The sequence below is a fragment of the Amycolatopsis rhabdoformis genome (assembly GCF_035918295.1).
GTDB classification, from domain to species: domain Bacteria; phylum Actinomycetota; class Actinomycetes; order Mycobacteriales; family Pseudonocardiaceae; genus Amycolatopsis; species Amycolatopsis rhabdoformis.
Window position 1 is genome coordinate 9,607,646 of sequence record NZ_CP142149.1, and the last position, 23,777, is coordinate 9,631,422.

General features: G+C 71.4%; 19 protein-coding genes. 13 read left to right on the forward strand and 6 right to left on the reverse strand.

The window, feature by feature from the left end; all coding sequences use genetic code 11:
- Positions 1–17 precede the first annotated feature (17 nt).
- The gene (locus VSH64_RS44770; RefSeq protein WP_326568789.1) at positions 18–788 is read right to left on the reverse strand and encodes a class I SAM-dependent methyltransferase; all 771 of its coding nucleotides are present in this window, start codon (positions 786–788) and stop codon (positions 18–20) included.
- 82 nt (positions 789–870) lie between these two features.
- Between VSH64_RS44770 and VSH64_RS44775 the strand changes: the two genes are divergently transcribed.
- From VSH64_RS44775 to VSH64_RS44795, 5 genes are read left to right on the forward strand one after another with little or no spacing between them, the layout of a single operon-like run.
- Entirely contained in the window at positions 871–1,605 is a 735-nt protein-coding gene (locus VSH64_RS44775) for an acetoacetate decarboxylase (protein WP_326568790.1), read from the forward strand.
- 9 nt (positions 1,606–1,614) lie between these two features.
- Positions 1,615–2,535, forward strand: coding sequence for a 3-hydroxyacyl-CoA dehydrogenase NAD-binding domain-containing protein (locus VSH64_RS44780; RefSeq protein WP_326568791.1), 921 nt, complete (start codon positions 1,615–1,617; stop codon positions 2,533–2,535).
- A complete protein-coding gene (locus VSH64_RS44785) occupies positions 2,532–4,046 on the forward strand; it encodes a CoA transferase (RefSeq protein WP_326568792.1) in 1,515 nt (504 codons plus the stop codon). The genes VSH64_RS44780 and VSH64_RS44785 overlap by 4 nt, the downstream gene beginning before the upstream one ends.
- A gap of 2 nt (positions 4,047–4,048) precedes the next feature.
- Complete coding sequence (locus VSH64_RS44790; RefSeq protein ID WP_326568793.1) at positions 4,049–5,347, forward strand: aldehyde dehydrogenase family protein; 1,299 nt, start codon at positions 4,049–4,051, stop codon at positions 5,345–5,347.
- A 42-nt stretch (positions 5,348–5,389) separates the two neighbouring features.
- The gene (locus VSH64_RS44795; protein ID WP_326568794.1) at positions 5,390–6,283 is read left to right on the forward strand and encodes a hypothetical protein; all 894 of its coding nucleotides are present in this window, start codon (positions 5,390–5,392) and stop codon (positions 6,281–6,283) included.
- Between the two features lie 19 nt (positions 6,284–6,302).
- Here the strand turns inward: VSH64_RS44795 and VSH64_RS44800 are convergent, their stop codons facing one another.
- The gene (locus tag VSH64_RS44800) at positions 6,303–6,659 is read right to left on the reverse strand and encodes a hypothetical protein (RefSeq protein WP_326568795.1); all 357 of its coding nucleotides are present in this window, start codon (positions 6,657–6,659) and stop codon (positions 6,303–6,305) included.
- 228 nt (positions 6,660–6,887) lie between these two features.
- Here VSH64_RS44800 and VSH64_RS44805 point away from each other — a divergent pair, with 228 nt between their 5' ends.
- The 6 genes from VSH64_RS44805 to VSH64_RS44830 all read left to right on the forward strand — a co-directional run bounded on the left by VSH64_RS44805 (position 6,888) and on the right by VSH64_RS44830 (position 13,618).
- Positions 6,888–8,375 carry an alkaline phosphatase family protein gene (locus VSH64_RS44805; RefSeq protein ID WP_326568796.1) on the forward strand — a complete coding sequence of 496 codons (1,488 nt, stop codon included), beginning with the start codon at positions 6,888–6,890 and terminating at the stop codon, positions 8,373–8,375.
- Between the two features lie 271 nt (positions 8,376–8,646).
- Positions 8,647–10,266, forward strand: a complete 1,620-nt coding sequence (locus VSH64_RS44810; RefSeq protein WP_326568797.1) for an ABC-F family ATP-binding cassette domain-containing protein — start codon at positions 8,647–8,649, stop codon at positions 10,264–10,266.
- A gap of 118 nt (positions 10,267–10,384) precedes the next feature.
- A complete protein-coding gene (locus tag VSH64_RS44815) occupies positions 10,385–10,819 on the forward strand; it encodes a hypothetical protein (protein ID WP_326568798.1) in 435 nt (144 codons plus the stop codon).
- A 25-nt stretch (positions 10,820–10,844) separates the two neighbouring features.
- Complete coding sequence (locus VSH64_RS44820) at positions 10,845–11,936, forward strand: sensor histidine kinase (RefSeq protein ID WP_326568799.1); 1,092 nt, start codon at positions 10,845–10,847, stop codon at positions 11,934–11,936.
- Positions 11,933–12,541, forward strand: a complete 609-nt coding sequence (locus VSH64_RS44825) for a response regulator transcription factor (protein WP_326568800.1) — start codon at positions 11,933–11,935, stop codon at positions 12,539–12,541. The genes VSH64_RS44820 and VSH64_RS44825 overlap by 4 nt, the downstream gene beginning before the upstream one ends.
- 102 nt (positions 12,542–12,643) lie before the next feature.
- A complete protein-coding gene (locus VSH64_RS44830) occupies positions 12,644–13,618 on the forward strand; it encodes an NmrA/HSCARG family protein (RefSeq protein WP_326568801.1) in 975 nt (324 codons plus the stop codon).
- Positions 13,619–13,830: 212 nt separating this feature from the next.
- On the opposite strand, the gene VSH64_RS44835 is transcribed toward VSH64_RS44830, so the two are convergent.
- The 4 genes from VSH64_RS44835 to VSH64_RS44850 form a co-directional block, all read right to left on the reverse strand.
- Entirely contained in the window at positions 13,831–14,622 is a 792-nt protein-coding gene (locus tag VSH64_RS44835; RefSeq protein WP_326568802.1) for a MerR family transcriptional regulator, read from the reverse strand.
- 14 nt (positions 14,623–14,636) lie between these two features.
- On the reverse strand, positions 14,637–15,125 hold the full coding sequence (locus VSH64_RS44840) for a VOC family protein (protein WP_326568803.1): 489 nt from the start codon (positions 15,123–15,125) through the stop codon (positions 14,637–14,639).
- A gap of 34 nt (positions 15,126–15,159) precedes the next feature.
- Positions 15,160–16,212 (reverse strand): zinc-binding dehydrogenase, encoded by a 1,053-nt coding sequence (locus VSH64_RS44845; RefSeq protein WP_326568804.1) that lies wholly within the window; start codon positions 16,210–16,212, stop codon positions 15,160–15,162.
- Between the two features lie 106 nt (positions 16,213–16,318).
- Positions 16,319–16,756 (reverse strand): VOC family protein, encoded by a 438-nt coding sequence (locus tag VSH64_RS44850; RefSeq protein WP_326568805.1) that lies wholly within the window; start codon positions 16,754–16,756, stop codon positions 16,319–16,321.
- 470 nt (positions 16,757–17,226) lie between these two features.
- On the opposite strand from VSH64_RS44850, the gene VSH64_RS44855 reads away from it, so the two are divergent.
- Positions 17,227–18,537: a multidrug effflux MFS transporter gene (locus tag VSH64_RS44855; RefSeq protein ID WP_326568806.1), complete on the forward strand. Its 1,311-nt coding sequence runs from the start codon at positions 17,227–17,229 to the stop codon at positions 18,535–18,537.
- 123 nt (positions 18,538–18,660) lie between these two features.
- Complete coding sequence (locus tag VSH64_RS44860; RefSeq protein WP_326568807.1) at positions 18,661–23,745, forward strand: RHS repeat-associated core domain-containing protein; 5,085 nt, start codon at positions 18,661–18,663, stop codon at positions 23,743–23,745.
- The last annotated feature ends 32 nt before the right edge of the window (positions 23,746–23,777 follow it).

The window sequence follows — 23,777 nt, forward strand, 5'->3', positions numbered from 1 at the left end:
GCCGTGACCAGCGGGGTTCAGTCGGACCCGCGGCTCGCCGTGACGAGCCATGCCCGCGAGCCGAGCCACACGCCGTCGTCGTCCCGGTGTGTGGCCAGGACCGCGTGCAGCCGGTCGAGCGCCTGGTCGGTCTCGTCCGTGTCGAGCCGCGCGAGCGCGTCGATGACCAGGCGCAACGGCCGCACCGCGGCGACGGCGGTGGCGGGATCCGGCCCGTACCAGAGCGGTTCGGCCAGATCCGTGAACCGCACGTCGGTGAACCCCGCCGTGGTCAGCAAGGCGCCGACCACGGCGGGATCGCCGAGGGAAAACGGGCTGTCGTCCACCACGTCCGGCGTGCCGACGGCCCGGCCGATCTCCGCCACCCATTCCTGCCGGTCGCCGGGCTGCCACACGAGCTGCACCAGCCGGGCGCCCGGCCGCAGCGCGTGGGCGAGGTTCGTGAACGCCGCGAGCGGATCGGCGAAGAACATCGTGCCGAAGCGGCTGAACGCGAGGCTGAACTCGGTGCGCGCAAACGGATGCGTCGCGGCGTCGGCCCGCTCGAACCGGACGTTCGGCACGTTCTGCGCGGCGGCGAGCCGGCGGGCCAGTTCGAGTCGTGGCCCCGAGACGTCGATGCCGAGCGCGCTGCCCCGCGTGGCGAGACGCGCGGCTTCACACGTGGTCGAGCCGGCGCCGCAGCCGACGTCGAGCACCGTGTCGGCCGGGGCGACGGCGAGGGCCGAGCGCAGCCACGGCTGGTAGCGGCGCAGCTCGGCGTCGTAGTCGAAGGCGGGCGTGCTCACCACGCCATTCTGCCCGTCGCCGAGATGCGACGGCCGAAAGTCGCAGGTAGCGTGCGGTTCGTGATCTTGTCGGAAGTCGCTCATGCGTGAGGACGAGGTCCTCGCCCAGCTCACCACGCCCCTGGCCGCGCCGGCGTTTCCGCGCGGGCCCTACCGGTTCACCGACCGTGAATACCTGAACATCACCTATCGGACGGATCCGGCGGCCCTCAGCGCACTCGTGCCGGAACCGCTGGTGGTCGACGAGCCGCTGGTGCGGTTCGAGGTGATGCGCATGCCGGACGTGACCGGCCTCGGCGACTACACCGAGTCCGGCCAGGTCGCGATGGTGCGCCACGGCGACGAGGCCGGCGAGTTCACCCTCGGCATGTACGTGGACAGCCTGCCCGCCATCGCGAGCGGACGCGAGGTGGCCGCGTACCCGAAGAAGCTCGGCAAACCCAGGCTGTACACCGATTCCGACACGCTCGTGGGCACGCTCGACTACGGCTCGATCCAGGTCGCGCTGGCCACGATGGGCTACAAGCACCGCACGCTCGACGAAGCGCAGGCGCGGGCGGAGCTGACCGCGCCGACGTTCATGCTCAAGATCGTGCCCGGCTACGACGGCCGGCCGCGCATCTGCGAGCTCGCGCGCAGCCGGATCAGCGACGTGACGATCAAGGGTGCCTGGACCGGGCCCGCACGGCTGCACCTGGTGGCCCACGCGCTCGCGCCGCTGGCCGACCTGCCGGTGCTGGAGATCGTGTCGGCGAGCCACCTGCTCACCGACCTCACGCTCGGCCGGGCCGCGGCCGTGCACGACTACCTGGCTTGAGGGGAAACCATGAAGGCGACGATCGTCGGCGGCGGGGTCATCGGCGTGTCGTGGGCCGGGCTGATGGCCTCGCGCGGTCTCGACGTGACGGTGAGCGACCCGGCGCCGGGCATCGAGGACACCGTGCGCGCCGGGCTCGAGGAGCTGAAGCCGGCGTTGCGCGAGCTCGGCCTGCCGGCCGACGACCTCGCGGTGAGCTTCGAGCCGGATCTTGCGAAGGCCGTGGCGCAGGCGGACGTGGTGCAGGAGAACGGCCCCGAGCGGCTCGACCTCAAGCACCGGATCTTTCGCACCATCGAGGACCACGCGCCGGCGCACGCGCTGCTGCTCACGTCGACCTCGGGCATTCCGGCCACCGACATCGCCACCGCGCTGAAGCGGCCGGAGCGGCTCGTGGTCGGGCATCCGTTCAACCCGCCGCACCTGATTCCGCTGGTGGAGGTGGTGGCCGGGGAGAAGACGTCGCCGGAAAGCGTGGCGCGGGCCGTCGAGTTCTACGAAAGCCTCGGCAAGAAGCCGATCGTGCTGGCCAAGGAGGTGCCCGGGTTCGTCGCGAACCGGCTGCAGGCCGCGATCTTCCGCGAGTGCGTGCACCTGGTGGCCGAGGGGGTGGTCACCGAGCAGCAGCTCGACGAGGTGGTCACGTCTTCGCTCGGGCAGCGGTGGGCGGTGAGCGGGCCGTTCCTGAGCTTCCACCTCGGTGGCGGGTCCGGTGGGTTGCCGCACTTCCTCGAGCACCTCGGACCGGGCCTGCAGAAGCGCTGGGGCCAGCTCGGCACGCCGAACCTGGACGAGCCGACGGTCGCGCTGCTCTCGGCGCAGTCCGAGGACTTCGGCGCCACGATCGACGAGCTGGCTCACGCGCGCGACGAGAAGCAGCTCGCTGTGATGAAGGCGCTGGGCACGACACCGGGACAGGAGAAGCGATGACCGTCACCGACCGGATCCGGGCCGCGCTCGCGAACCCGATCGGCTCCGAAGCCGACGACCCCTTCGACATCCACGCCGCGCTCGCCGAGGTGCTGGCCGACGCCGGACTGTCCGAAAAGGACTGCGGCGGCACGGTCGAGTTCACCGGCGCCGATCCGATCGTGCCGAGCACGGTGCGGCTCGGTGCGGCACCGGCGATCGGGCTGGTCGCGAAGTCGGTGGCACTGGCCGCGTTGTGGCGCCACCGCGGTGGGCCGGGTCAGGACATCAGCATGGACGTGCGCACGGCGCCGCACCGGCTGTGCCCGTTCTACGACAAGAAGTGGGAGCTGATCAACGGCCTGCCGCCCACCAACACGGCCGATCCGGGCAGTCCGTTCACGCTCAAGTTCTACCGGGCCGGCGACGGCCGCTGGGTGATGCCGCTCGACATCTACCCCAAGCTGAAGTCGGCCACGCTCAAGCTCCTGCGCACCTACGACGACGAACCGGCCGTGGCCAACGCCATCGCGCGCTGGACCGCGGCCGAGCTGGAAGAAGCCGGGGCCGACGCGGGCCTGGTGATGCCGATGGTGCGCAGCACGGAGGAGTTCCTCGAAACCGCGCAGTACCGCGACGTGCTGGCGGACCTGCCGCTGATCGAGATCGAGAAGATCGGCGACTCCGACCCCGAACCGCTGCCCGAAGGCGCGCGCCAGCCGCTGGACGGCGTGCGCGCACTCGGGATGGGCCACGTGATCGCCGGCGCCGCCGTGGGCCGCGCGCTGGCGCAGCACGGCGCCGACGCGCTGAACCTCTGGCGCCCCACCGAGTGGGAGAACCCGGTCACGTACTCGACGGCGAACGTCGGCGTGCGATCGGCCACAGTGGACTACCTGCGGGACAAGACCGCGTTGGCGAAGGTGCACGAGCTGCTGCGCGGCGCCGACGTGTTCTTCGCCAACCGACGTCCGGGCCTCGTTTCCGGGCTCGGGCTTTCCGCGCAGCAGGCCGCGCTGCTGCGGCCCGGCATCATCCACACCACCGTTTCGCTGCACGGCGAACGCGGGCCGTGGGCGCAGCGCGTGGGTTTCGACCAGACGGCCGGGTGCGTCGCCGGGATGATGACGCTGGAGGGTTCGCCGGACCAGCCGGTGCTGCCGCACATCGGCGTGGTCAACGACTACCTCGTGCCGTGGCTGGCCACCACCGGGATCTGCGCGGCGCTGATGCGGCGCGCGACCGAGGGCGGCAGCTACCGCGTGCACATTTCGCTCACGCGCATCGCGCTGTGGATCATCAGTCTCGGCGTGTTCGACAAGGAGTACGCGCGCACGATCGCCGGCACCGGCGAGCGGCACGCGTATGTGGACCCGGAGACGTTCACGGCCGAGACGCCGCTGGGGCTCTACCAGGGCGTGACGGACCAGGTGCGGATGTCCGAGACACCGGGGGAGTTCTCGACGATCCTCGTGCCGCTCGGGTCCGGCCGAGCCGAGTGGCTGCCGCGCCGGGTCGGGTTAGGCTCATGATCATGATCCCGGAACTCGTTTCGCGCCTGCGTGCTTCGTTCGCCACCGGCCGCACCAAGCCGCTGTCGTGGCGGCGTGAGCAGCTGACGGCGCTCAAGCGGATGCTGCTGGAGCAGGAAGAAGACTTCCTCGCCGCGCTGTACACCGACCTCGCGAAGAACGCGACGGAGGCGCGGCGCACCGAGCTGATGTTCGTGGTCAACGAGGTCGACGACACGCTCGAGCACCTCGACGCCTGGCTCGCGCCGCAGCCCGCCGCGCTGCCCGAGCGGCTGCTGCCGGCCGAGGGCCGCGTGGTGCGGGAGCCGCTGGGCGTCGGGCTGGTCATCGGGCCCTGGAACTACCCGCTGCACCTCGCGCTGGCGCCGCTGGTCGGCCTGCTGGCCGCGGGCAACGCCGCCGTGGTGAAGCCGAGCGAGCTTTCGCCGACGGTGTCGGCCGCGATCGCGCGACACGTGCCGGCCTACCTCGACCCCGAGGCCGTGGCCGTGGTGGAGGGCGCGATCCCGGAGACGACGGAGCTGCTGGAACAGCACTTCGACCACATCTTCTACACCGGCAACGGGGTCGTCGGCCGGATCGTGATGACGGCCGCCGCGAAGCACCTCACCCCGGTGGCGCTGGAACTGGGTGGTAAGAGCCCGGTGATCGTGGACACCGACGTCGACCTCGGTGTGGTGGCGCAGCGGATCGTGGACACGAAGTTCATGAACGCGGGACAGACCTGCGTCGCGCCGGACTACGTGCTCGCGATCGGGGACACAGCGGCGAAACTCGAGCCGCTGCTGGCCGAGGCGCTGCGCACCAAGTTCGGTGACGACCCCGCGGCCAGCGCCGAGTACGGGCGGATCGTGAACTCCCGGCACTTCGACCGGTTGTCCGGATTGCTCGCGAGCGGCCGCGTGGTCACCGGCGGTCAGACCGACCGGGACACGAAGTTCATCGCGCCGACGGTGCTGGCGGAGGTCGCGCCGGACGCACCGGTGATGGGCGAGGAGATCTTCGGCCCCATCCTGCCGATCCTGGAGGTGGCGTCCCTCGACGAGGCCATCGCGTTCATCACCGGCCGCGACAAGCCGCTGGCGCTCTACGCTTTCGTCGGGTCGGAAGCGGCCAAACAGCGCATCCTCACCGAAACCTCCTCGGGGGCCGTGACGTTCGGGATGCCGGTGCTGCACCTCGTCGCGCCGGAGCTGCCGTTCGGGGGCGTCGGCGAGAGCGGGATGGGGCGCTACCACGGGAAGTACTCGATCGACACGTTCAGCAACCTCAAGGCCGTGCTCGACAAGCCGTTGTCCTGACAGCCCGGTGAACTTCGGCCGGGGCGGCTACGATCCTGGGTCATGAGTCACCCAGGGGGACAGCAGGGCGGGCCGCAGCAGGGATACGGCGGTCAGCCGGGGTATCCGCAGCAGGGCCAGCCGGGTTACCCGCAGCAGCCCGGCGGACCGGCGTATCCGCAGCAAGGTCAGCCGGGTTACCCGCAACAGGGCCAGCCGCAGGCGTACCCGCAGCAGGGCCAGCCGGGATTCCCCCAGCAGCCCGCTTTCCCTCAGCAGCCGGCGTACCCGCAGCCTGGTCACCCCGGTCAGCAGCCTCTTCCGCAGTACGGCCAGCCGCAGCAGTGGGGCGCGCCGCAGCAGCCGGTTGGGCAGCAGCCGCAGGGTTTCCCGGGTTCGCCGCAGGGCTTCCCGGGTGCGCCGCAACCGGGCCGGCCCGCCGGTCCGCTGACCCAGGCGGGCCTGGGCGCGATCCCGGCCGGGCTCGGGGTGGTGCTGGAGCTCCTCGCGCTGTTCGCCCTGCCGTGGATCACCTTCACCAGCGGCAGCCAGTCGGTGACGATGACGTTCCTCGACCTGCTCAAGGCCGTGAACGACAACTCGGCCGCCTCGGGGTTCGGCGCCACCTACGTGCAGTTCCTCGGCTTCCTCGGCACTGCCGCCACGGCCCTGTCGGTGCTGCCGTGGACGCTCGGAGCGCTGCGTGCGAAGCGCTCGGCGTTCCTGCTCAGCGGCATCCGCAGCCGTGAGCTGACCCGCGCGAACTTCTGGTGGTACCGCGCGGTGTTCAGCGGCCGCGCGGTCGTGATGCTGATCCTGCACGCCGCCGGCATCGCCACCGTGTACTGGGGCAACTTCGGCTCGCTGGGCCTCGGCCCGATCCTGATGCTCGTGGGCGCGTTGCTGGTCGTCGCCGGGGCGGCCGTGGGGCCGCGGCAGGCGCCGGCGATGCCTTGATCGTGCGGCGAGGAGCAGGTCAGGCGGGTTCGAGCACCAGCGTCGTGTGCTGCCCGCTCAACCCCTCGTTCATCACCACCGCGCACGCCACCACCGTGCCGAGCCAAACGGCCGACACCACCAGGTCCGCGCGGGGCACCACCGGGTAGAGCACCGGGGTGAACGTGTTGCCGCCGTTGCCGCTCGCCGACACGTGCACGTGGTTCAGGTACCGGATGCCCGTGGTGCGGTCGAGCAGCATCGGGTGCCGGAAGGCTTCGCTCATGTCGAAGCCGCGGCGCTTCTTCTCCGGGCGGGTGTCGGCGAACTCCGTGACCTCCACGACGTGGCCCACGGGGATCGGCGCGGGGTAGTTCACCGCGATCGTGCGATTCACGGCCTTCAGCGTAGCAAGCGCGGCGCGTTCCGCTGACGGGAAAATTGACACTCCACAGTGGACGCATTCTACGTCTGGTTCCGCCGCTTCGTCCGGTATTCGAGTTGCGCACGTCACTGTGCAAGACCGAGTTCGGCCGAAGTTCAGCCGCTGCTCATCAAGTCCTTCTCCCGTGGCTCACCGCGGCGGACGAGTGTCTCCCGTGGCTCCCACCCCGAAAGGACCTCGATGACCGACGACACGCAGCAGGGCAACGGTTTCACGCGCAGACGCCTCCTGGGTTCCGCCGCCGCGGCGGGCGGGCTCGCGGCCACCGCCATGGTGCTGCCGGAGAACGTGCGCAAGGCGATCGCCTCGCCGGCGCCGAAGAACGGCCGGATCTCCGACATCAAGCACGTCGTGATGCTGATGCAGGAGAACCGCAGCTTCGACCACTACTACGGCACGCTGTCCGGCGTGCGCGGTTTCGGCGACCCCCACGCCGCGCGCCAGGCCGACGGCCGCTCGGTCTTCTACCAGAAGGACGCGAAGAACCCCAAGGGTTACCTGCTGCCCTACCACCTCGACACGAAGTCGACCGCCGCGCAGGCGATCCCGTCGACGAGCCACGAGTGGGCCGTGCAGCACCAGGCCTGGAACGGCGGCAAGAACGACCAGTGGCTGCCCGCCCACCGTGCCGCCGACGGCGAGACCAACGGCCAGTACACCATGGGTTACTTCACCCGTGAGGACATCCCGTTCCAGTACGCGCTGGCCGACGCGTTCACGATCCTCGACTCCTACCACTGCTCGGTGCTCGGCCCCACGGGTCCGAACCGCCACATGTGGATGGCCGGCACGATCGACGCGGAAGGCCAGTTCGGCGGCCCGTCGCTCACCACCAGCGCGCCCAACGGCGCGTACTCCTTCAAGACCTACCCCGAGCGCCTCACCGAGGCCGGCGTGAGCTGGAAGGTCTACCACGCGCCGGGTTCGACCACGGGTCTCGCGTCGATCTCGCACATCGCCCAGTACTTCAACGCGAAGCCGGGCGACGACCTGTTCGAGAAGGCGATGAACCCGCAGCCGCTCGGCCAGTTCGAGTACGACGCGGCCCACGACCAGCTGCCCACCGTGAGCTGGATCCTGCCGCCGTCGGGCTTCGACGAGCACCCGGCCGGTCTGCCCGCGGCCGGCGCGACCTTCGTCGCCGGCAAGATCGACGCCATCGCGGCCAACCCCGACGTGTGGGCCAAGACGGCGTTCATCCTGTCCTACGACGAGAACGACGGCCTGTTCGACCACGTCGTGCCGCCCACCCCGCGGCCCGGCACGCCGGGTGAGTTCGTGACCAAGACGTCGGTGACCGGCGTCGCCGGCGGCGGCCTGCCGACCGGCCTCGGCTTCCGCGTGCCGTGCATCATCGTGTCGCCGTGGACGGTCGGCGGCTGGGTGTGCTCGGAGCTGTCGGACCACACGTCGCAGCTGCGCCTGCTGGAGCAGGTGACCGGCGTGCGCGAAACCAACATCACCGACTGGCGCCGCCGCACCGTCGGTGACCTCACCTCGGCGTTCCGCTTCCACGACGCGAGCAAGCACGCGCCGACGCTGCCCGACACCCAGGGGCAGTACAACCTCGCGCAGTACGAGGTGAGCCAGTTCAAGCTGCCGACCATCCCGACCACGCAGCAGAGCTTCCCGCACCAGGAGCCCGGCCACCGGCCGAAGACCTCCTGACCTCGGCGTTCGTCACCCGTCCGTCCATTCGCGACGGACGGGTGACGGCGCGCGGACGCGCCGGCTGGTAGGCTCGCGGCGCAAGTGCAGGACGAGTGAGCAGGGGAGCTGACCACCTCGATGGTGGCCGAGGACGACATCTCCGGGTGAATCCGGCGACGACAGCGGTGCGTTGGTATGCGGCACCGCCCTTTGTCGTCTCCTTCGACACCTGCCCTGTCGTTCTCCGGGCGGCTCACGCACGCCCGCTTCGCAGCTTGAGAGTCCTGCCATGTCCAAGAGTTCTGTCGTCGCCACCGGCCTGTCCTTTTCCTGGACCGACGGCACCCCGGTGTTCGACGACCTGTCCTTCGCCCTCGTGCCCGGCCGCACCGGTTTCGTCGCGCCCAACGGGGCCGGCAAGAGCACCCTGCTCAAGCTCATCGCCGGTGAGTACCGGCCGCTCGCCGGCTCCGTGACGGTCGAGGGCCTCCTCGGTTACCTGCCTCAGAGCCTGCCGCTGGCCGGCGAGCCGACCGTGGCCGAGGTGCTGGAGATCGCGCCGGTCGTGCGCGCCCTCGCGGCCATCGAAGGCGGCGACGCGAGTGAAGAGCACTTCACGACCGTCGGTGCCGACTGGGACATCGAGGAGCGCGCCCGCGCCGAGCTCGACGGGCTCGGTCTCGGCGACGTCGCGCTCGACCGCCGCCTCGACAGCCTGAGCGGCGGCCAGGTCGTGTCCCTCGGCCTCGCCGCGCAGCTGCTGAAACAACCCGATGTGCTGCTGCTCGACGAGCCCACCAACAACCTCGACCGCGAGGCCCGCCGGCGCCTGCACACCGTGCTCGGCGACTGGAAGGGCACGCTGCTGCTGGTGAGCCACGACCGCGACCTGCTCGATCGCATGGACCGCATCGCCGAGCTGGACCGGGGTTCGCTGCGGCTGTTCGGGGGCAGCTTCACCGAGTACGAGGCCGCGAAGAAGGCCGCACGCGAGGTCGCGGAGAAGAACGTGCGCTCGGCCGAGCAGGAGGTGAAGCGCGAGAAGCGCGAGCTGCAGCAGGCGCGCGAACGCGCGGCGCGGCGGGCGTCGAGCGGTGCCCGCAGCGGTGCCGACATCCCGCGCATCGCGCAGGGAAACCTGAAGCGCTGGGCGGAGGCGTCGGCCGGCAAGGCCAACGACATGCACGCCCAGCGCCTCGGCGCGGCGAAAGCGCGGCTCGACGAGGCCGACCGCGCCGCGCGCGAGGACGACACGATCGTGCTCGAGCTGCCCGACACCGCCGTGCCCGCCGGGCGCACGGTGTTCCACGGCGAGCGCCTGCGCGTGCGGGAGCTGTTCGCCGGCGAAGGGGCGACGCTGGCGATCCGCGGCCCGGAGCGCATCGCGCTGATCGGCGCCAACGGTGTCGGCAAGTCGACTTTGCTGCGGCTGGTGGCGGGGCTGCTCGAACCCGACAGTGGCTTGCTGACCAGGGCCGACGGCCGCGTCGCGTACCTCTCGCAGCGCCTCGACCTGCTCGACGACGACCGCACGGTGGCGGAGAACCTGCGCGCGGCCGCGCCGCAGCTGCCCGAGCCCGACCTGATGAACCTGCTCGCGCGGTTCCTCTTCCGCGGGCCGCGGGCGCACCTGCCGGTCGGCGTGCTCTCCGGCGGTGAACGGCTGCGGGCCACGCTGGTGTGCGTGCTGTGCGCGGAGCCGGCGCCGCAGCTGCTGCTGCTCGACGAGCCGACGAACAACCTCGACCTGGCCAGCGTCGACCAGCTGGTGAGCGCGCTGAACGCCTACCAGGGCGCGTTCGTGGTGGTGAGCCACGACGACCGGTTCCTCGCCGAGCTCGGGGTCGGCCGCTGGCTCACGCTGGCCGGTGGCGCGCTGACGGAAACAGGGCTGCCGTCGGGTTTCTGACAAATGTCATGGGCGAGTGGTGCGCCGCCTCACTGCTGGTGGGCGGCGTACTCGCCCACCATGGGTGGAGAACAAGGGGAGTTCCACTCGATCCGGAAACAGTCCGGAAAGGACAGTCATGAAACCCAGTCCCGCCACCGTGTCCTCCGAAGACCTCCAGCACCCGCGCAGCGTCTCGGCGTTTCGCACCGCGCGGCTGCTGGTCGTCGCCTACCTCACGCTCAGCGTGCTCACGGTCGTGGCCGTGGTGCTGCTGCGCAACAACGTCACGATGGTGACCGACGCCGTGTGGGTGCGCACGGTGATCGTGGTCGCCAGCGCCCTGCTCACGTTCTCGTTCACCGTCCGCGCGGCCCGCGGTTCGCGCCGCGCGTTCCTGCGGCTACGGCTCACGTCCGGGATCATGCTGGTGGCGATCGTCGTGATCGCCTCGCTGCCAGGTGCGTTCCCGGTGTGGCTGCGCATCGAGCAGGGCGCGTGCGGCCTGATCCTGCTAGGGGTGGTCCTGATCGTGAACGGGCGGCACCTCCGCTCGTTGTTCGCGCGATCCTGACCCGGTGGCCGGTAGCGTGCCGGGCGTGGACCACAACGCGGATCGCTGGGTGCTCGGGTGGCGCCGGTTCGTGCTCGACGCCGGCATGCTCGTGTACCCGGCGGTGACCGTGGTCGGCCTGGTGCAGGCCGGCGGCACCACCGGAGTGGTGGGGTGCCTGCTCGTGGCGGTGTTCTGCAGCTGCTACGTGGCCGCCGCGATCGCCGCCGACCGCCGCGCTGTGCAGGTGTTCGGCTGGCTGCTCGCAGCGTTGGGCGTGCTGTTCCTGGCCACCCTGCCCTTCGCTCACGCGGACGCGTTTTTCCTGGCCATCGTGGTCGTGGCGTTCGTGGTGCCGCGCCTGGACGGCCGATGGGCGGTGCTCGTGGTGGTGCTCGCGGGGCTGGCGGCCGTGCTCGTGCCGTGGGCGGTGCCGGCGTGGCACAGCGGACCGGGGTGGACGCAGGCCGTGGCGCTGGTGTTCACCACGCTGATGGTCTACGCCTTCGCCGAAGCGATCCGGGCGAACCGGGAGCTGGTGCAGGCCCGCGCGGAGGTGCAGCGCCTCGCGGCCGAGGGCGAGCGGGCCCGCATCTCGCGCGACCTGCACGACCTGCTGGGCCACTCGCTCACCGCGATCACCGTGAAGAGCCAGCTCGCGCGCCGGCTCAGCGCGCACGACCCGGCGCGCACGCTCGACGAGATCACCGAGGTCGAGCGCCTGTCACGCCAGGCCCTCGCCGACGTGCGCGCGGCCGTGTCGGGCAGCACCGAGGTGACGCTGGCCGGCGAGCTGGCGCGGGGACGCGAGCTGCTGCGCGCGGCGGGCGTGACGGCCGACCTGCCGACCGCGATCGACGTGGTCGACGGGCCGCACCGGGAACTGTTCGGCTGGGTCGTGCGGGAGGGCCTGACCAACGTGGCGCGCCACGCCCGCGCGACGAGGTGCACGGTGCGGCTTTCGGCTTCGGAGGTGGAAGTGCGCGACGACGGAGTGGGTGCGGCGGCGACCGGGGGCAACGGCCTGGCCGGGCTGCGCTCGCGCGTGGCCGAGGCCGGTGGCCGGATGGAAGCGGGGCCGGTGCAGCCGCGCGGGTGGCGGCTGTGCGTGGCCATGGACCTGGGGACGCCGGCATGACGATCCGCTTGCTGCTCGCCGACGACCAGGCGCTGGTGCGTCAGGCGTTGTGCGCCTTGCTGGAGCTCGAAGACGACTTCGCGGTCGTCGCGTCGGTGGGCCGCGGTGACCAGGTGGTGGACGCGGCGCTGGCCGAGAAGCCGGACGTCGCGTTGCTGGACATCGAGATGCCCGGCCTCGACGGGTTGGCCGCGGCGGCCGTGCTAGCGAAACAGGCGCCGGGCTGTCGAGTCGTCATGCTCACCACGTTCGGGCGCGCCGGGTACCTGCGGCGCGCGATGGAGGCGGGCGCGGTGGGGTTCGTGGTGAAGGACGCGCCGGCCGAGACACTGGCCGACGCGATCCGCCGCGTGGTCGCCGGCGAGCGCGTGGTGGATCCGGCCCTGGCCGTCGCGACACTCGCGGCAGGCGAGTCGCCGCTGACCGCGCGGGAACGCGACGTGCTGATCGCCGCCCGATCGGGTGTCTCGGTGGCCGAGATCGCGGGCACGCTGTACCTCTCGGAGGGAACGGTGCGCAACTACCTGTCGGCGGCGATCGCCAAAACGGGGACCCGCAACCGGATGGAGGCGCTGCGGGTCGCCGACGAGCGCGGCTGGCTCTGACCCTCCCTGCCGTGGGTACCCACGGTGTGGCGAGGTGCCGTCCGGCCGAGAGGGACACCCTGGAACTCGTTGGAAAGATCCGACGAGAAGGGCAGGAACCCGATGACCGACAAGAAGATCATTGCCGTGGTGGGGGCGACCGGTTCGCAAGGCGGTGGTCTGGCTCGCGCGATCCTCGACGATCCGCAGGGACCGTTCAGCCTGCGCGCGCTGACCCGCGACGCCGAGTCCCCGGCGGCCAAGGAGCTGGCGGCGCGCGGCGCGGAGGTCGTGGAAGCCGATCTCGACGACGAGGCCAGCGTGGAGCGCGCGTTCGACGGCGCGTACGGCGCGTTCGTGGTCACGAACTTCTGGGTCCAGCGCACGCCCGAGGAAGAGGCGGCGCGCACGCGGGCGCAGATGGAGCTCGACCAGGCGGAGACCGCGGCCCGCGCGGCGAAGAAGACCGGCCTGAAGCACGTGGTCTGGTCCACTCTGGAGGACACGCGCCCGCACTTCGAGCACCAGGGCCTCGAACTGCCGACGCTGCTCGAGAAGTACACGGTGCCGCACTTCGACGCGAAGGGTGAGGCCAACCGGTTCTTCACCGACCTCGGCGTGCCCACCACGTTCCTGGAGACCACCTTCTACTACGAGTCGCTGCTGCAGGGCCAGGGCGTGCACCGCGGCGCCGACGGCAAGCTCACGCTGACCAACCCGATGGGCGACTCGGTGTTCGCGCTCGTCGCGGCGGAGGACATCGGCCGCACCGCCTTCGGCATCTTCCTGGCGGGCCCCACGTACATCGGCCGCACCGTCGGCCTCGCCGGCGCGCACTACACCGGAGACGAGCTGGCGCAGCTGTTCACGAAGGTGCTCGGCGACGAGGTCGTGTACCGCCCGCAGACCCACGACGAGGTCCGCGCCGCCGGGTTCCCGGGTGCGGTCGAGGTCGCCAACATGTACCAGTTCTACGCCGACGCCGCCGACTCGTTCATCGAGTCGCGTGACCTGGCGCGGGTGCGCCGCATCAACCCCCGGCTCAAGCCGTTGGAGGAGTGGTTGCAGGAGCACAAGTCCGAGCTGGTCACGGACTGAGTTCCGGCCCCGGTCACCGCGCACCGCCGTCGGGGGACGGCGCGCGGCGATCGGGGCTCGGTGGTCGGGGCGCAGCGTGGTGTCGTGAGGGGCACCGCGAGGGGGACGCTCGTCGGCGGGGCTGGTCGCGCCGTGCCGCTGACGAGCACCCCCGCTGCCGGCGAGCACTCTGCCGCCGACAAGCACTCTGCCGCCGGTGCGGTCCACTGTGGTCAGTCGTCCCAGGCGGCGGTGGTCGGGTCGACGCCGTGGGCGCGGGCGTTGGCGTCGATCACCTCGCGCAGCCACGAAGCGAGGCCGGGGGAGAGGGTGGCGTAGTAACCGGCGAAGCCCTCGTCCTGCGAGAGGAGGCGGCCGAGGCAGACGTGGCGGGTGTGGGGGCAGTCGAAGTACGTGGTCATCGAGGTGCGGTGGCGTTCGGCCAGGGCGTTGGCCTCGGGGGAGCCGGGGGTCACGCCGGTGCGGTGCGCCGTGGCCAGGTCGGCGTTCAGCTTTTCGACCTGGGCCGTGACCTCGCGCCAGTCGTCCGGGGTCAGGGCGGCGGCGCGTTCCGCGTACTGGGTCCATTGAGGACTCTCACCCCAGCGGGTTTCGGCCTCGCCGACCCATTCGGGACGCCAGTCGGCGCCGAAGATCTCCACCTGCTGCTCGGGGGTGAGCTGGAGGCCGGTGCGGGTCGCGGTGAGCATGCGGTCCACGGCCGAGACCATGGTCTCCAGCCGCGTGATGCGGTCCACGAGCTCGGTGCGCTGGCGGCGCAGGTGCTCGCGCGCGTCCACGGCCGGGTCGTCGAGGAGGCGGCCGATCTCGGCGAGCGGGAAGCCCAGCTCGCGGTACACGAGGACCCGGTGCACCCGGGCGATGTCCTCGCCCGAGTACACCCGGTACCCCGCGTACGTGCGTTCACTGGGCCGCACGAGCCCGATCGCGTCCCAGTGGTGCAGCGTCTTCACGCTGACCCCGACGAGCGCGGCCGCGCGGCCGACGGTGAGGCCTTCGCTCATCAGGCCAGTGTGGCTCACCCGCGTGGAATGTCGAATCCGACGGCCCGCAGGCTCGCGGCCTGCGCGCTGTCCGGGTCGATCGGCCGCGCCGCGGTGAACACGACCCGCACGTGCTCGGGGGTTTCGATCGTGAGCTCGAGCGAGTTCCACGGCTTCTCCTCCGGGCCGCTGGTGCAGCCCGGCCGCAGCTCCTCGCAGCGCGCCACCACCTCGTCGAGCTGAGCGGGCACGCACGAGAAGCTGAGCGTGAGCGCCGTGGTGGGCCCGGGCTCGCCGGGCACGAGCAGCACGTCCTGGAACGCCCACCGCCGCAGGTGCGTGAGGCGCTCCGGGATCGAGAAGAGGTCGATGAACCCCAGGCCGTGCAGCCAGAAGTCCTTCGACTCCGCGAGGTCGGCCGTGGGGATCGTCGGGAACATGGGCATGCCGTAGATGCCGCGGTAGGGCTCGGGCGCGATCGCGTCGAGGGCCGGCATCGGGACGGGGCTGGTGTACTCGGTCATGTCCTCGATGCTCGACCCTCCTGCGACGTCAGGGTCAAGGCCGAAGCAGCACCCGGATCGGGTCGCCGTCGTGTTCGCGCAGCCGCCGCACGCCTTCCGCTGCCTCTTCCAGCGGCAGGATCGCGCTCACCGAGCCCGACACGTCGAGCCGGCCGCGGGCGACCAGCTCCACCAGGTCGGACAGGTGCTTCATGCGGTAGCCGAGGTGCCCGACCACGGCGTGGCGCCTGCGGACGAAGTTGAACTCGGCTCCCAGCGTGAGCGGATCGGGCGACATGCCGACGAGCACGAGCCGGCCGCGGTGGCCCAGAGCGCGATCGGCCTGCTTCACGCTCGAACCGCGCCCGACGCAGTCGAACGCGACGTCGAGGCCGTGGCCGCCGGTGATTTCCGCGAGCTTCTCCGGCGTGGTTTCGTCGAGCGGGTCGAGGGCGAAGTCGGCACCGAGGCCGAGCGCGCGTTCGCGGGCCGCGGGCAGCGGGTCCAGCGCGACGATCGGCGACGCGCCGCAGATGCGCGCGAGCTGCACGAGGTGCGTGCCCAGCCCGCCGAGACCCCAGATGCCCACGGCCTCCGCCGCCCGCAGCCCGGCCGTGTCGATGGCGCCGTACGGGGTCGACACGGCGTCGGCCAGCACCGCGGCCTGCTCGAGCGGCACGTGCTCCGGCACGGCGACGAGCGTGGTCGCGGGCGTGACCACGTACTCGGCCCACGCGCCGTCGTAGTCGAAGGCCATGATCTCGAGCTGCTCGCACGCGTCCATGCCGCCGCCGCGACGGCATTCGCGGCACGTGCCGCACGCCCGGCCCGCGGCCACGACCACGCGGTCGCCCGGTGACCAGGCGTCGACGTCTTCGCCGAGCGCCGCGACCGTGCCGGCGGTCTCGTGCCCGGGCGTGATGACCGGCAGCTTCGGGGTGAAGTGCCCGTCGAGCTGGGTCAGGTCCGAGTGGCAGATGCCGCACGCCGCGACCTTCACCACGACCTCACCGCGCCCCGGCTCGGGCACGGGCACCGTCTCCACGCTCAGCTTCTTCGACGCCGCGTCGAAGCGCGCCGCTCGCATCGTGGCCGGCAGGCCGCTCATGGGTGTTCCTCCTCGGTCGACGTATGCGCCGACCCTAATGAGCGGCGGGCGCCAAGATCAACGGCCGTCCGTACCGCGATCCGTGCCCCGAGCTGTCCTGAGTGGACTATTCGAGGGCGGCGGTGAGCTCCAGGTGGATGCCGTCGGGGTCGTCGATCGAGAGGATCGCGATGCCGAACGCCGGCAGCTCGCGGATCGTGCCGTGCACCACGTCGGTGGCGTCGAGGCGTTCCTCGGCTTCGCGCAGCTGGGCCATCGAGCCGAGCTGGAAGCTCAGGTGGTCGAGGCCCACGCGCTCGGACTCGAACCGGTCGGCGGGGTCGGCCACCGGCCGCAGGCCGAGGATGAGGTTGTCGTTGGCGAGCACGACCCCGCCGTAGAGCGCGTCGCGGTCGGCCCGGATGGCCGGGTCGTCCGGGCTGCCCGGCGACTCGGCCGCGACGCCGAAGCCGAGGATCTCGGTGTAGAAGGTGCGCGAACGCTCGATGTCGGTCACGGTGAGCCGCACGTGGTGGACGCCGCCCAGGGCGCTGAGGATCGGCATGTCGGCCGCCTTCCGGTTCGGTCCGCCACGCCTTCGGTGGCGGTGCCGGTTCGAACGCTAGGTGCGTGGCGCGTTTGTCGTAAGTGCCGGATCGGGGGAGTTCTGCGCGGTTCCCGCCCCGCTCGGCCCGGGCGCGGAACTCGGGTCGAACGTCGCGAATGGTCCCGGCAACCCCACGAGCACCAGCAGCCCCGCGCCGCCGCGGTCACGGCGCCGGGCCTGGATCCCGCGCGCAGTGTTCCCCCGGAAGCCACCACGGCGTCACCCGGCCCTGGTCCGCCTTGCCGTCGTGGGCGATCCGTCGTATGCGAACTGTCTATTGTGGACGAAAACGGGTGACTACTGGTTCGTAGCAGCGCAACCACGCGGTGTCACGGGAAAAGTTTCGCGATGTGATCCGGCAGGGATGTCGGAATAGCCGAGTCCCGTTCGTCGTAGTTGTGAGGTGGCTACCGACTGAGGGAGATGCTGTGACGAACAGGCTGGAAGCCGCACCTGCCGCGGAGGTGTCCGCGCCGGGCGGACAGCTGAAGCTGGTGCTGATCCTGGGTGTGCTCGTGGCGCTCGGGCCGCTGTCCATCGACATGTACCTGCCTGCGCTGCCGACCATCGCGCAGGACCTCTTGACCTCCGAATCCACGATCCAGCTCACGATCACCGGCACCGTGCTCGGCCTCGGTCTGGGCCAGCTGCTGGTGGGGCCCCTGTCCGACGCGTTCGGCCGCCGGATCCCGTTGATCACGGGCAGTGTCATCCACGTCTTGGCCTCGCTGCTCTGCCTGGTCGCGCCCAACGTCGAGCTGCTCACCGGCGCCCGCGTGCTGCAGGGCCTCGGCGCCTCCGCGGGTGCGGTGCTGGCGCTGGCCGTGGTGCGTGACCTCTACAGCGACCGAGGTGCCGCGAAGCTGCTTTCGCGCCTGATCCTCGTGATGGGTGTTTCTCCGGTGCTCGCGCCGACGCTCGGCAGCGCGCTGCTGAGCTGGACCGAGTGGCGCGGGGTGTTCGTGGTGCTCGCCGCCATCGGGCTCGCGAGCGCGATCGCCGCGGCGCTGGCCCTGCCCGAGACGCTGCCGAAGCAGCGCCGCCAGCCGTGGGAGCTGAAGGCCACGGCGCGCTCGTACCGTGGGCTGCTCACGGACCGGTCGTTCATCGGTCTGGTGATCGTGGCCGGTCTCGCGATGGCCGGGTTGTTCGCGTTCATCAGCGGCGGTTCGTTCGTGTTCCAGCAGCAGTTCGGTCTCGACCAGCAGCAGTTCGGGCTGCTCTTCGGCGCCAGCGCCATCTGGCTGATCGCCGCGACGCAGGTCAACGCACGGCTGATGAACCGCTACGAGCCGGCCCAGGTGCTGCTCGTCGCGAGCGTGGCGGCCGTGGTGGCCGCGGCCGTTCTGGTGGTCACGGCGCTCAGCGGCTTCGGCGGGATGTTCGGCGTCGCGGTGCCGGTGTGGGCGGTGCTGTTCTTCGCCGGCCTGATCCTGCCCAACGCCCCGGCCGTCGCCCTCAACGCGCACGGCTCGAACGCCGGCACCGCGGCTTCGCTGCTCGGCGCCGTGCAGTTCGGCATCGGCGCGGCCGTGTCGCCGGTCGTGGGCCTGCTCGGCAACAACGCGGCGGCCATGGCCGTGGTGATGTTCAGCGGCATCCTGCTGGCCGGGGTGGTGCTGTGGGTCGTGGCCCGGCCGTGGCGCCTCATCGTGCCCGACGACCTGGCCGAGAACCTGGCCGACGAGCCGGTGCCCGCGGCCCAGCCCGAGGCCGTGGCCTGCGCCGACGCCGGCTGACGCGTCCCGGTGGCCGGGACGACCTGCCCACGCTGTCCACTGGGGGAGTAGCAAAGGGCGACCACCGCGTCAATCGCCCATCTCGGGAACGATCACTGTGATCCGCGCTGCTAGCTTCATCGGGTGAGCAACCCGTTGATCGCCCAGGCCCAGGACTCGACGAAGGCCTACTCGGGCATTTCGCTGCTCGAATCGGCCAACGATCTGTCCACGGCCATCGAGTCGGGCGATTGGGCGTCGGTGGCGATGGGTGCGGTCGGCACGGCGCTGGACGCGTTGTCGATGGCGATGGACCCGTTCGGGGCGATCCTCGCGGCGGGTGTGTCGTGGCTGATGGAGCATGTCGGCCCGCTCAAGGACGCGCTCAACGGGCTCACCGGCAATGCCGATCAGATCAAGGCGCAGTCGGAGACGTGGGCCAATGTGGCCAAGGAGCTCGGCAGCGTCGCGTCCGATCTCAACGACGCGATCAGCGCCGATCTGCAGTCGTGGTCCGGCGCGGCCTCGGACGCGTATCGGCAGCGGGCGCAGGACCTGAGCACGTCGTTGCAGGCGGCGCAGAAGGGCTGTGAAGGCGCCTCGTCCGGAGTCAAAACGGCCGGTGAGGTGGTCGCCGCGGTCCGGACGCTGGTGCGGGACATCATCTCCGAGCTGATCGGGCACATGATCAGCTGGGCGTTGCAGGTCATCTTCACCCTCGGTATCGGCCTGACCTGGGTCGTGCCGCAGGTCGTGAGCGCGGTCGCGAAGACGGCGTCGCAGATCACCGGTCTGGTGACGAAGCTGGTGAAGGCGCTCAAGGCGCTGGTGCCGTTGTTGAAGAAGGCCGGCACGCTGTTCGAAGACGCCGGCAAGGCGTTCAAGGGCCTCAAGGGCGGCAAGGTCACCCCGCCGCCCGGCACCAAGGGCCTCTCCGACACCCCGAAGGCCCCGCCGGTGAAGACCCCCGGTGGCGACGGGGGTGGCACGCCCCAGGGCGGCGGTTACGAAGGCGCGCCGAAGGATTACACGCCCCCACCCGGCAAATCGGGTGGCGACGACACCACGAAGTCTTCCGGTTACGAAGGCGACCCCCAGGACTACACACCCCCGCCGGGGAAATCGGGCGGCGACGACGGCACGTCGGCCTCGGGTTACAGCGGCGGTGACGCCAAGGACTACACCCCGCCCCCGGCCGGCAAGGGCGGCGGCGACGACGCCACCCACGCCTCCAGCTCGGGCGGCTCCTCCAATGGTGGTGGCGGCACGCCGCCACCGGTCAAGAGCGACCCACCACCCCTCAACACCGACCCCGAACCGTTGCCGGCCAACACCGGCGGCGGCACGCCCAAGGGCGGCACACCGAAGAGCGCCCCGCCGCCCAACAAGCCGGACAACCCGCGCGACACGGCCGTGGACAAGGACAGCCGGTTCTGCGCGTCCGATCCGGTCGACGTCGCCACCGGCGAGATGATCCTCGACCAGACCGACCTGGTGCTGCCGCTGGACCTCGCGCTGACGATCGAGCGCACGCACGTGTCCTCCTACCACGCCGGCCGCTGGTTCGGCCGGTCCTGGGCGTCCACAGTGGACCAGCGCCTCGAGGTCGACGCCGACGACGTCTGCTACTTCGCGCCCGACGGCATGGTGCTCGTGTACCCGCTGCCGGCGCCGGGCACCACCGGCCTGCCGGTGGAGGGGCCGCGGCTGCCGCTGACCCGGCGGCTCGACGGCACCTACGTGCTGGAAGAACCGTTGCGGGGCAGGAGTCTTCGCTTCGAACCGGTGGCCGGTGAAGCGGCCGGCATCCTGCCGCTCACCACCGTGACCGGGGCCGGGCAGCGGTACGACATCGACTACGACCGCACGGGCCGCCCGGTGCGGATCCGCCACTCCGACGGTTACGAAGTCTCCTTCGGCGTGACCCGCGACCGCATCACCGCGATGTCGGTGGTGAACCCGCAGTCCGGCGAAAGCGTGCTCGTCACGCGCTACGGCTACGACCCCGACGGCCGGCTCGCGCAGGTCGTGAATTCCACCGGCCGCCCGATGGTGTTCGACTACGACCTGCAGGGTCGCATCACCGGCTGGCAGGACCGCACCGGAACCTGGTACCGCTACGTGTACGACGCGGCCGGCCGCTGCGTGAAAACGGTGGGGGACCGGGGTTTCCGCGACGGCAGCTTCACCTACGACCGCGAGCGCCTCGTCACCACCTACGCCGACTCGCTCGGCCACCGCACCGAGTACCACCTCAACGAGGCCGGCCAGATCGTGCGCGAGGTCGACGCCGCGGGACACGCCACGGTGTCCACTTGGGACCGGTACGACCGCCTGCTCCTGCGCACCGACAAGCTCGGGCACACCACGTCGTACGAGTACGACGACGCCGGCGCGCTGACCCGCGTGGTCCGGCCCGACGGCAGCGTCGCGCAGGTCGCGCTGAGCGGTGGCCTCGTCGCCGCCATCGCCGTGCGCGACGGTGAGCGCACCTGGACCCGCACCTTCGACGAACCGCTCGACCCGTTCACCACGCGGCTCGGCGTTTCCGGGGAGTTCCGTCACGACAACGTGGCCAGCGCGGCCGTGCTGCCCGACGCGGTCGCGGAGGCCGAGCGGACCGCGAAGGGCTACGTGCCCGACCTGTTCGGCCGGCCGGCGCTCGTCGACACACCCGGCGGACAGGTGCGACTCGACTGGACCGTGGAAGGCATGCGGGCCGCGCGCACCGGCCCGGCCGGCGGACGCGAGCAGTGGTCCTACGACGGCGAAGGCAACGACGTCGCGCACGTGAGCGAGACCGGCGCCGTGACGCGGCGCGAGTACGGCCCGTTCGACGTGGTCGTGGCCGAGACCGACGAGACCGGCGGCGGCACCGCCTACACCTACGACACCGAGCTGCGTCTGCTCTCGGTGACCAATCCGATCGGCCTGACCTGGCGTTACGTCTACGACCACGCCGGCCGCGTGACCGAAGAGCGCGACTTCGACGGCCGCACCCTGCGCTTCGAGTACGACCCCGCGGGCCGGCTCGCCCGCGCGTACAACGGCCTCGGCGAGCTCACGGAATTCGGCTACGACACGCTGGGCAACATCGTCGAGCGGCGCACGCCCCACGGGTTCACCACGTACTCCTACGACCCGGTCGGCCGGCTCCGCCGCGCGGAAAACGGCGACGCGGTGATCGAGTACGAGCGCGACGAGCGCGGCCGCGTGATCGCGCAGACGACCAACGGCCGCACCACCACGTTCTCCTACGCGCCCGACGGCAGCCGCGTGCAGCGCCGCACTCCGTCCGGAGTGGACAGTGCGTGGTCCTTCGGCGAGCACGGTGCGGCGGTGGGGCTGGTGGGCGGCGGCCATGTGGTGGCCTTCGACCGCGACCCGGCGGGCAAGGAGACGGGCCGCTCGGTCGACGGCACGCGAGTGCTGACGCAGGGCTACGACGCCGAGCAGCGGCTCACCGCGCAGGAGGGTCCGAACCTGCGCCGGCGCTACGACTACCGCGCCGACGGCCACCTCGTCCGCACCGCCGACAGCTTCTCCGGCACGGCGGAGTTCCGGCTCGACCCGGCCGGGCGTGTGCTCGAAGTGATCGCGGCGGACCGGCGGGAGGGCTTCCGCTACGACATCGCGGGCAACGTCGTCTTCAGCGGCACGGCGGGGCAGGCGGCGCCCGAAAGCGGCCCGCGCACCTACTCCGGCAACACCCTCGTTTCGGCCGGCGCGATCTCCTACGTGCACGACGCGCAGGGCCGGGTCGTGCAGCGGCGGGTCGGCGACCTGGTGTGGCACTTCGGCTGGGACGGCCAGGACCGGCTCACCGGCGTGACCACCCCCGACGGCACCCGGTGGCGCTACCGCTACGACCCCGTCGGCCGGCGCATCGCCAAGCAGCGCCTGGCCCCGAGCGGCGATCTCGCCGAACAGGTCGACTTCGTGTGGGACGGCGGACAGCTCGTCGAAGAGGTGCACCGCCTCGCCGACGGCACCACCCGCGTGCGCACGTGGGACTACGACCCGGACACCGACGTGCCGGTGGCGCAGCACGAGAAGACCGGCGGGGCCCGGCTGTTCCACACCATCGTGACCGACCCCGTCGGCCGCCCGGCCGAGCTGCTCGACCCCTCCGGCCGACCGGCCTGGTCGGGTCGCACCACGGTGTGGGGCCGCGATCTGCCGGCCGGCGGCGGCGCCACGGCCACGCCGCTGCGGTTCCCCGGCCAGTACCTCGACGCGGAAACCGGCCTGCACTACAACGTCTACCGCTACTACGACCCCGCGGCGGGCCGGTACGTGAGCCAGGACCCGCTGGGCCTCGCGCCCGCGCCCAACCCGGCGGCGTACGTGAACAACCCGCTGCGTGTGGCCGACCCGCTGGGCCTGGCGCCGTCGAGCTGCAAGTCGGGCAGCGGCAACGGCGACTCACCGAGCCGCGCCGGCAGCACGGACGAACCGGCGCACGTCGGCGACACCGGCAGCACCCCGAACCCGTCACGCGAGCCGTCGCCGGAGCCGGGACCGTCGCACACCACCGGCGACACGGACCGGTCGCTCGACGCCGGCCCGTCGAACACCACGGCGGACGGCAAGAAGCACCAGTCGGCACCGGACTTCTCGCACAACCCGGCGGACCCGCCGAAGTTCGTCTACCACGGTTCGGGCGCGCCGCCGGACGTCATCTTCAAGCAGGGCCTCACCTCCGACGCGATCCGGCAGGGCCACGGCCCGCTGGGGCCCAACTACGACATCGCCGGCCACCAGCACCGGTCCTACGGCTCGGGCAGCGGGTACGTCTCGACGTCGGGCGACGTCGAGACCGGGTACCAGTTCGTGCCGCAGAAGGTGGGCGGGGAGATCACCCAGTCGACCAAAACCGGGTTCTGGGGCAAGTCCGAGGACACGATGTTCTTCAAGCACGAGGGCTACATCTACGAGATCGAGAACGATCCTTCGAAGATGGTCCACCTGCCCTCGCACCCGGACCACGTGCCGACCATGGACGGCCAGAACGAGTGGGCCGGGGTCGACCGGATCCCGGGTTCGCAGATCTCCGGTGCCTACAAGGTCGAGGGCTACTACAACGTCGGCGCCGGGCAGCCGGGCGCGCACCCGAACATCATCTACCCGAACGACCACAAGCTGGTGCCGCAGCTGCAATATGAGCCGAATCCCGACTTCGTGCCGCGGCCCCAGAGCCCGCCCCCGCCTGTGCCGCCCAAGGATTGAGCACCCCGAGCCGGCCTGAGCCGGAAAACGGA

Bases quoted from the DNA above. Each gene is read 5' to 3' on its own strand.
- VSH64_RS44830 (WP_326568801.1), top strand. From the start codon at position 12,644: ATGACCGACAAGAAGATCATTGCCGTGGTGGGGGCGACCGGTTCGCAA.
- VSH64_RS44785 (WP_326568792.1), top strand. From the start codon at position 2,532: ATGACCGTCACCGACCGGATCCGGGCCGCGCTCGCGAACCCGATCGGC.
- VSH64_RS44845 (WP_326568804.1), bottom strand. From the start codon at position 16,212: ATGAGCGGCCTGCCGGCCACGATGCGAGCGGCGCGCTTCGACGCGGCG.
- VSH64_RS44795 (WP_326568794.1), top strand. From the start codon at position 5,390: ATGAGTCACCCAGGGGGACAGCAGGGCGGGCCGCAGCAGGGATACGGC.
- VSH64_RS44850 (WP_326568805.1), bottom strand. From the start codon at position 16,756: ATGCCGATCCTCAGCGCCCTGGGCGGCGTCCACCACGTGCGGCTCACC.
- VSH64_RS44790 (WP_326568793.1), top strand. From the start codon at position 4,049: ATGATCCCGGAACTCGTTTCGCGCCTGCGTGCTTCGTTCGCCACCGGC.
- VSH64_RS44815 (WP_326568798.1), top strand. From the start codon at position 10,385: ATGAAACCCAGTCCCGCCACCGTGTCCTCCGAAGACCTCCAGCACCCG.
- VSH64_RS44810 (WP_326568797.1), top strand. From the start codon at position 8,647: ATGTCCAAGAGTTCTGTCGTCGCCACCGGCCTGTCCTTTTCCTGGACC.
- VSH64_RS44780 (WP_326568791.1), top strand. From the start codon at position 1,615: ATGAAGGCGACGATCGTCGGCGGCGGGGTCATCGGCGTGTCGTGGGCC.
- VSH64_RS44775 (WP_326568790.1), top strand. From the start codon at position 871: ATGCGTGAGGACGAGGTCCTCGCCCAGCTCACCACGCCCCTGGCCGCG.
- VSH64_RS44835 (WP_326568802.1), bottom strand. From the start codon at position 14,622: ATGAGCGAAGGCCTCACCGTCGGCCGCGCGGCCGCGCTCGTCGGGGTC.
- VSH64_RS44805 (WP_326568796.1), top strand. From the start codon at position 6,888: ATGACCGACGACACGCAGCAGGGCAACGGTTTCACGCGCAGACGCCTC.
- VSH64_RS44825 (WP_326568800.1), top strand. From the start codon at position 11,933: ATGACGATCCGCTTGCTGCTCGCCGACGACCAGGCGCTGGTGCGTCAG.
- VSH64_RS44840 (WP_326568803.1), bottom strand. From the start codon at position 15,125: ATGACCGAGTACACCAGCCCCGTCCCGATGCCGGCCCTCGACGCGATC.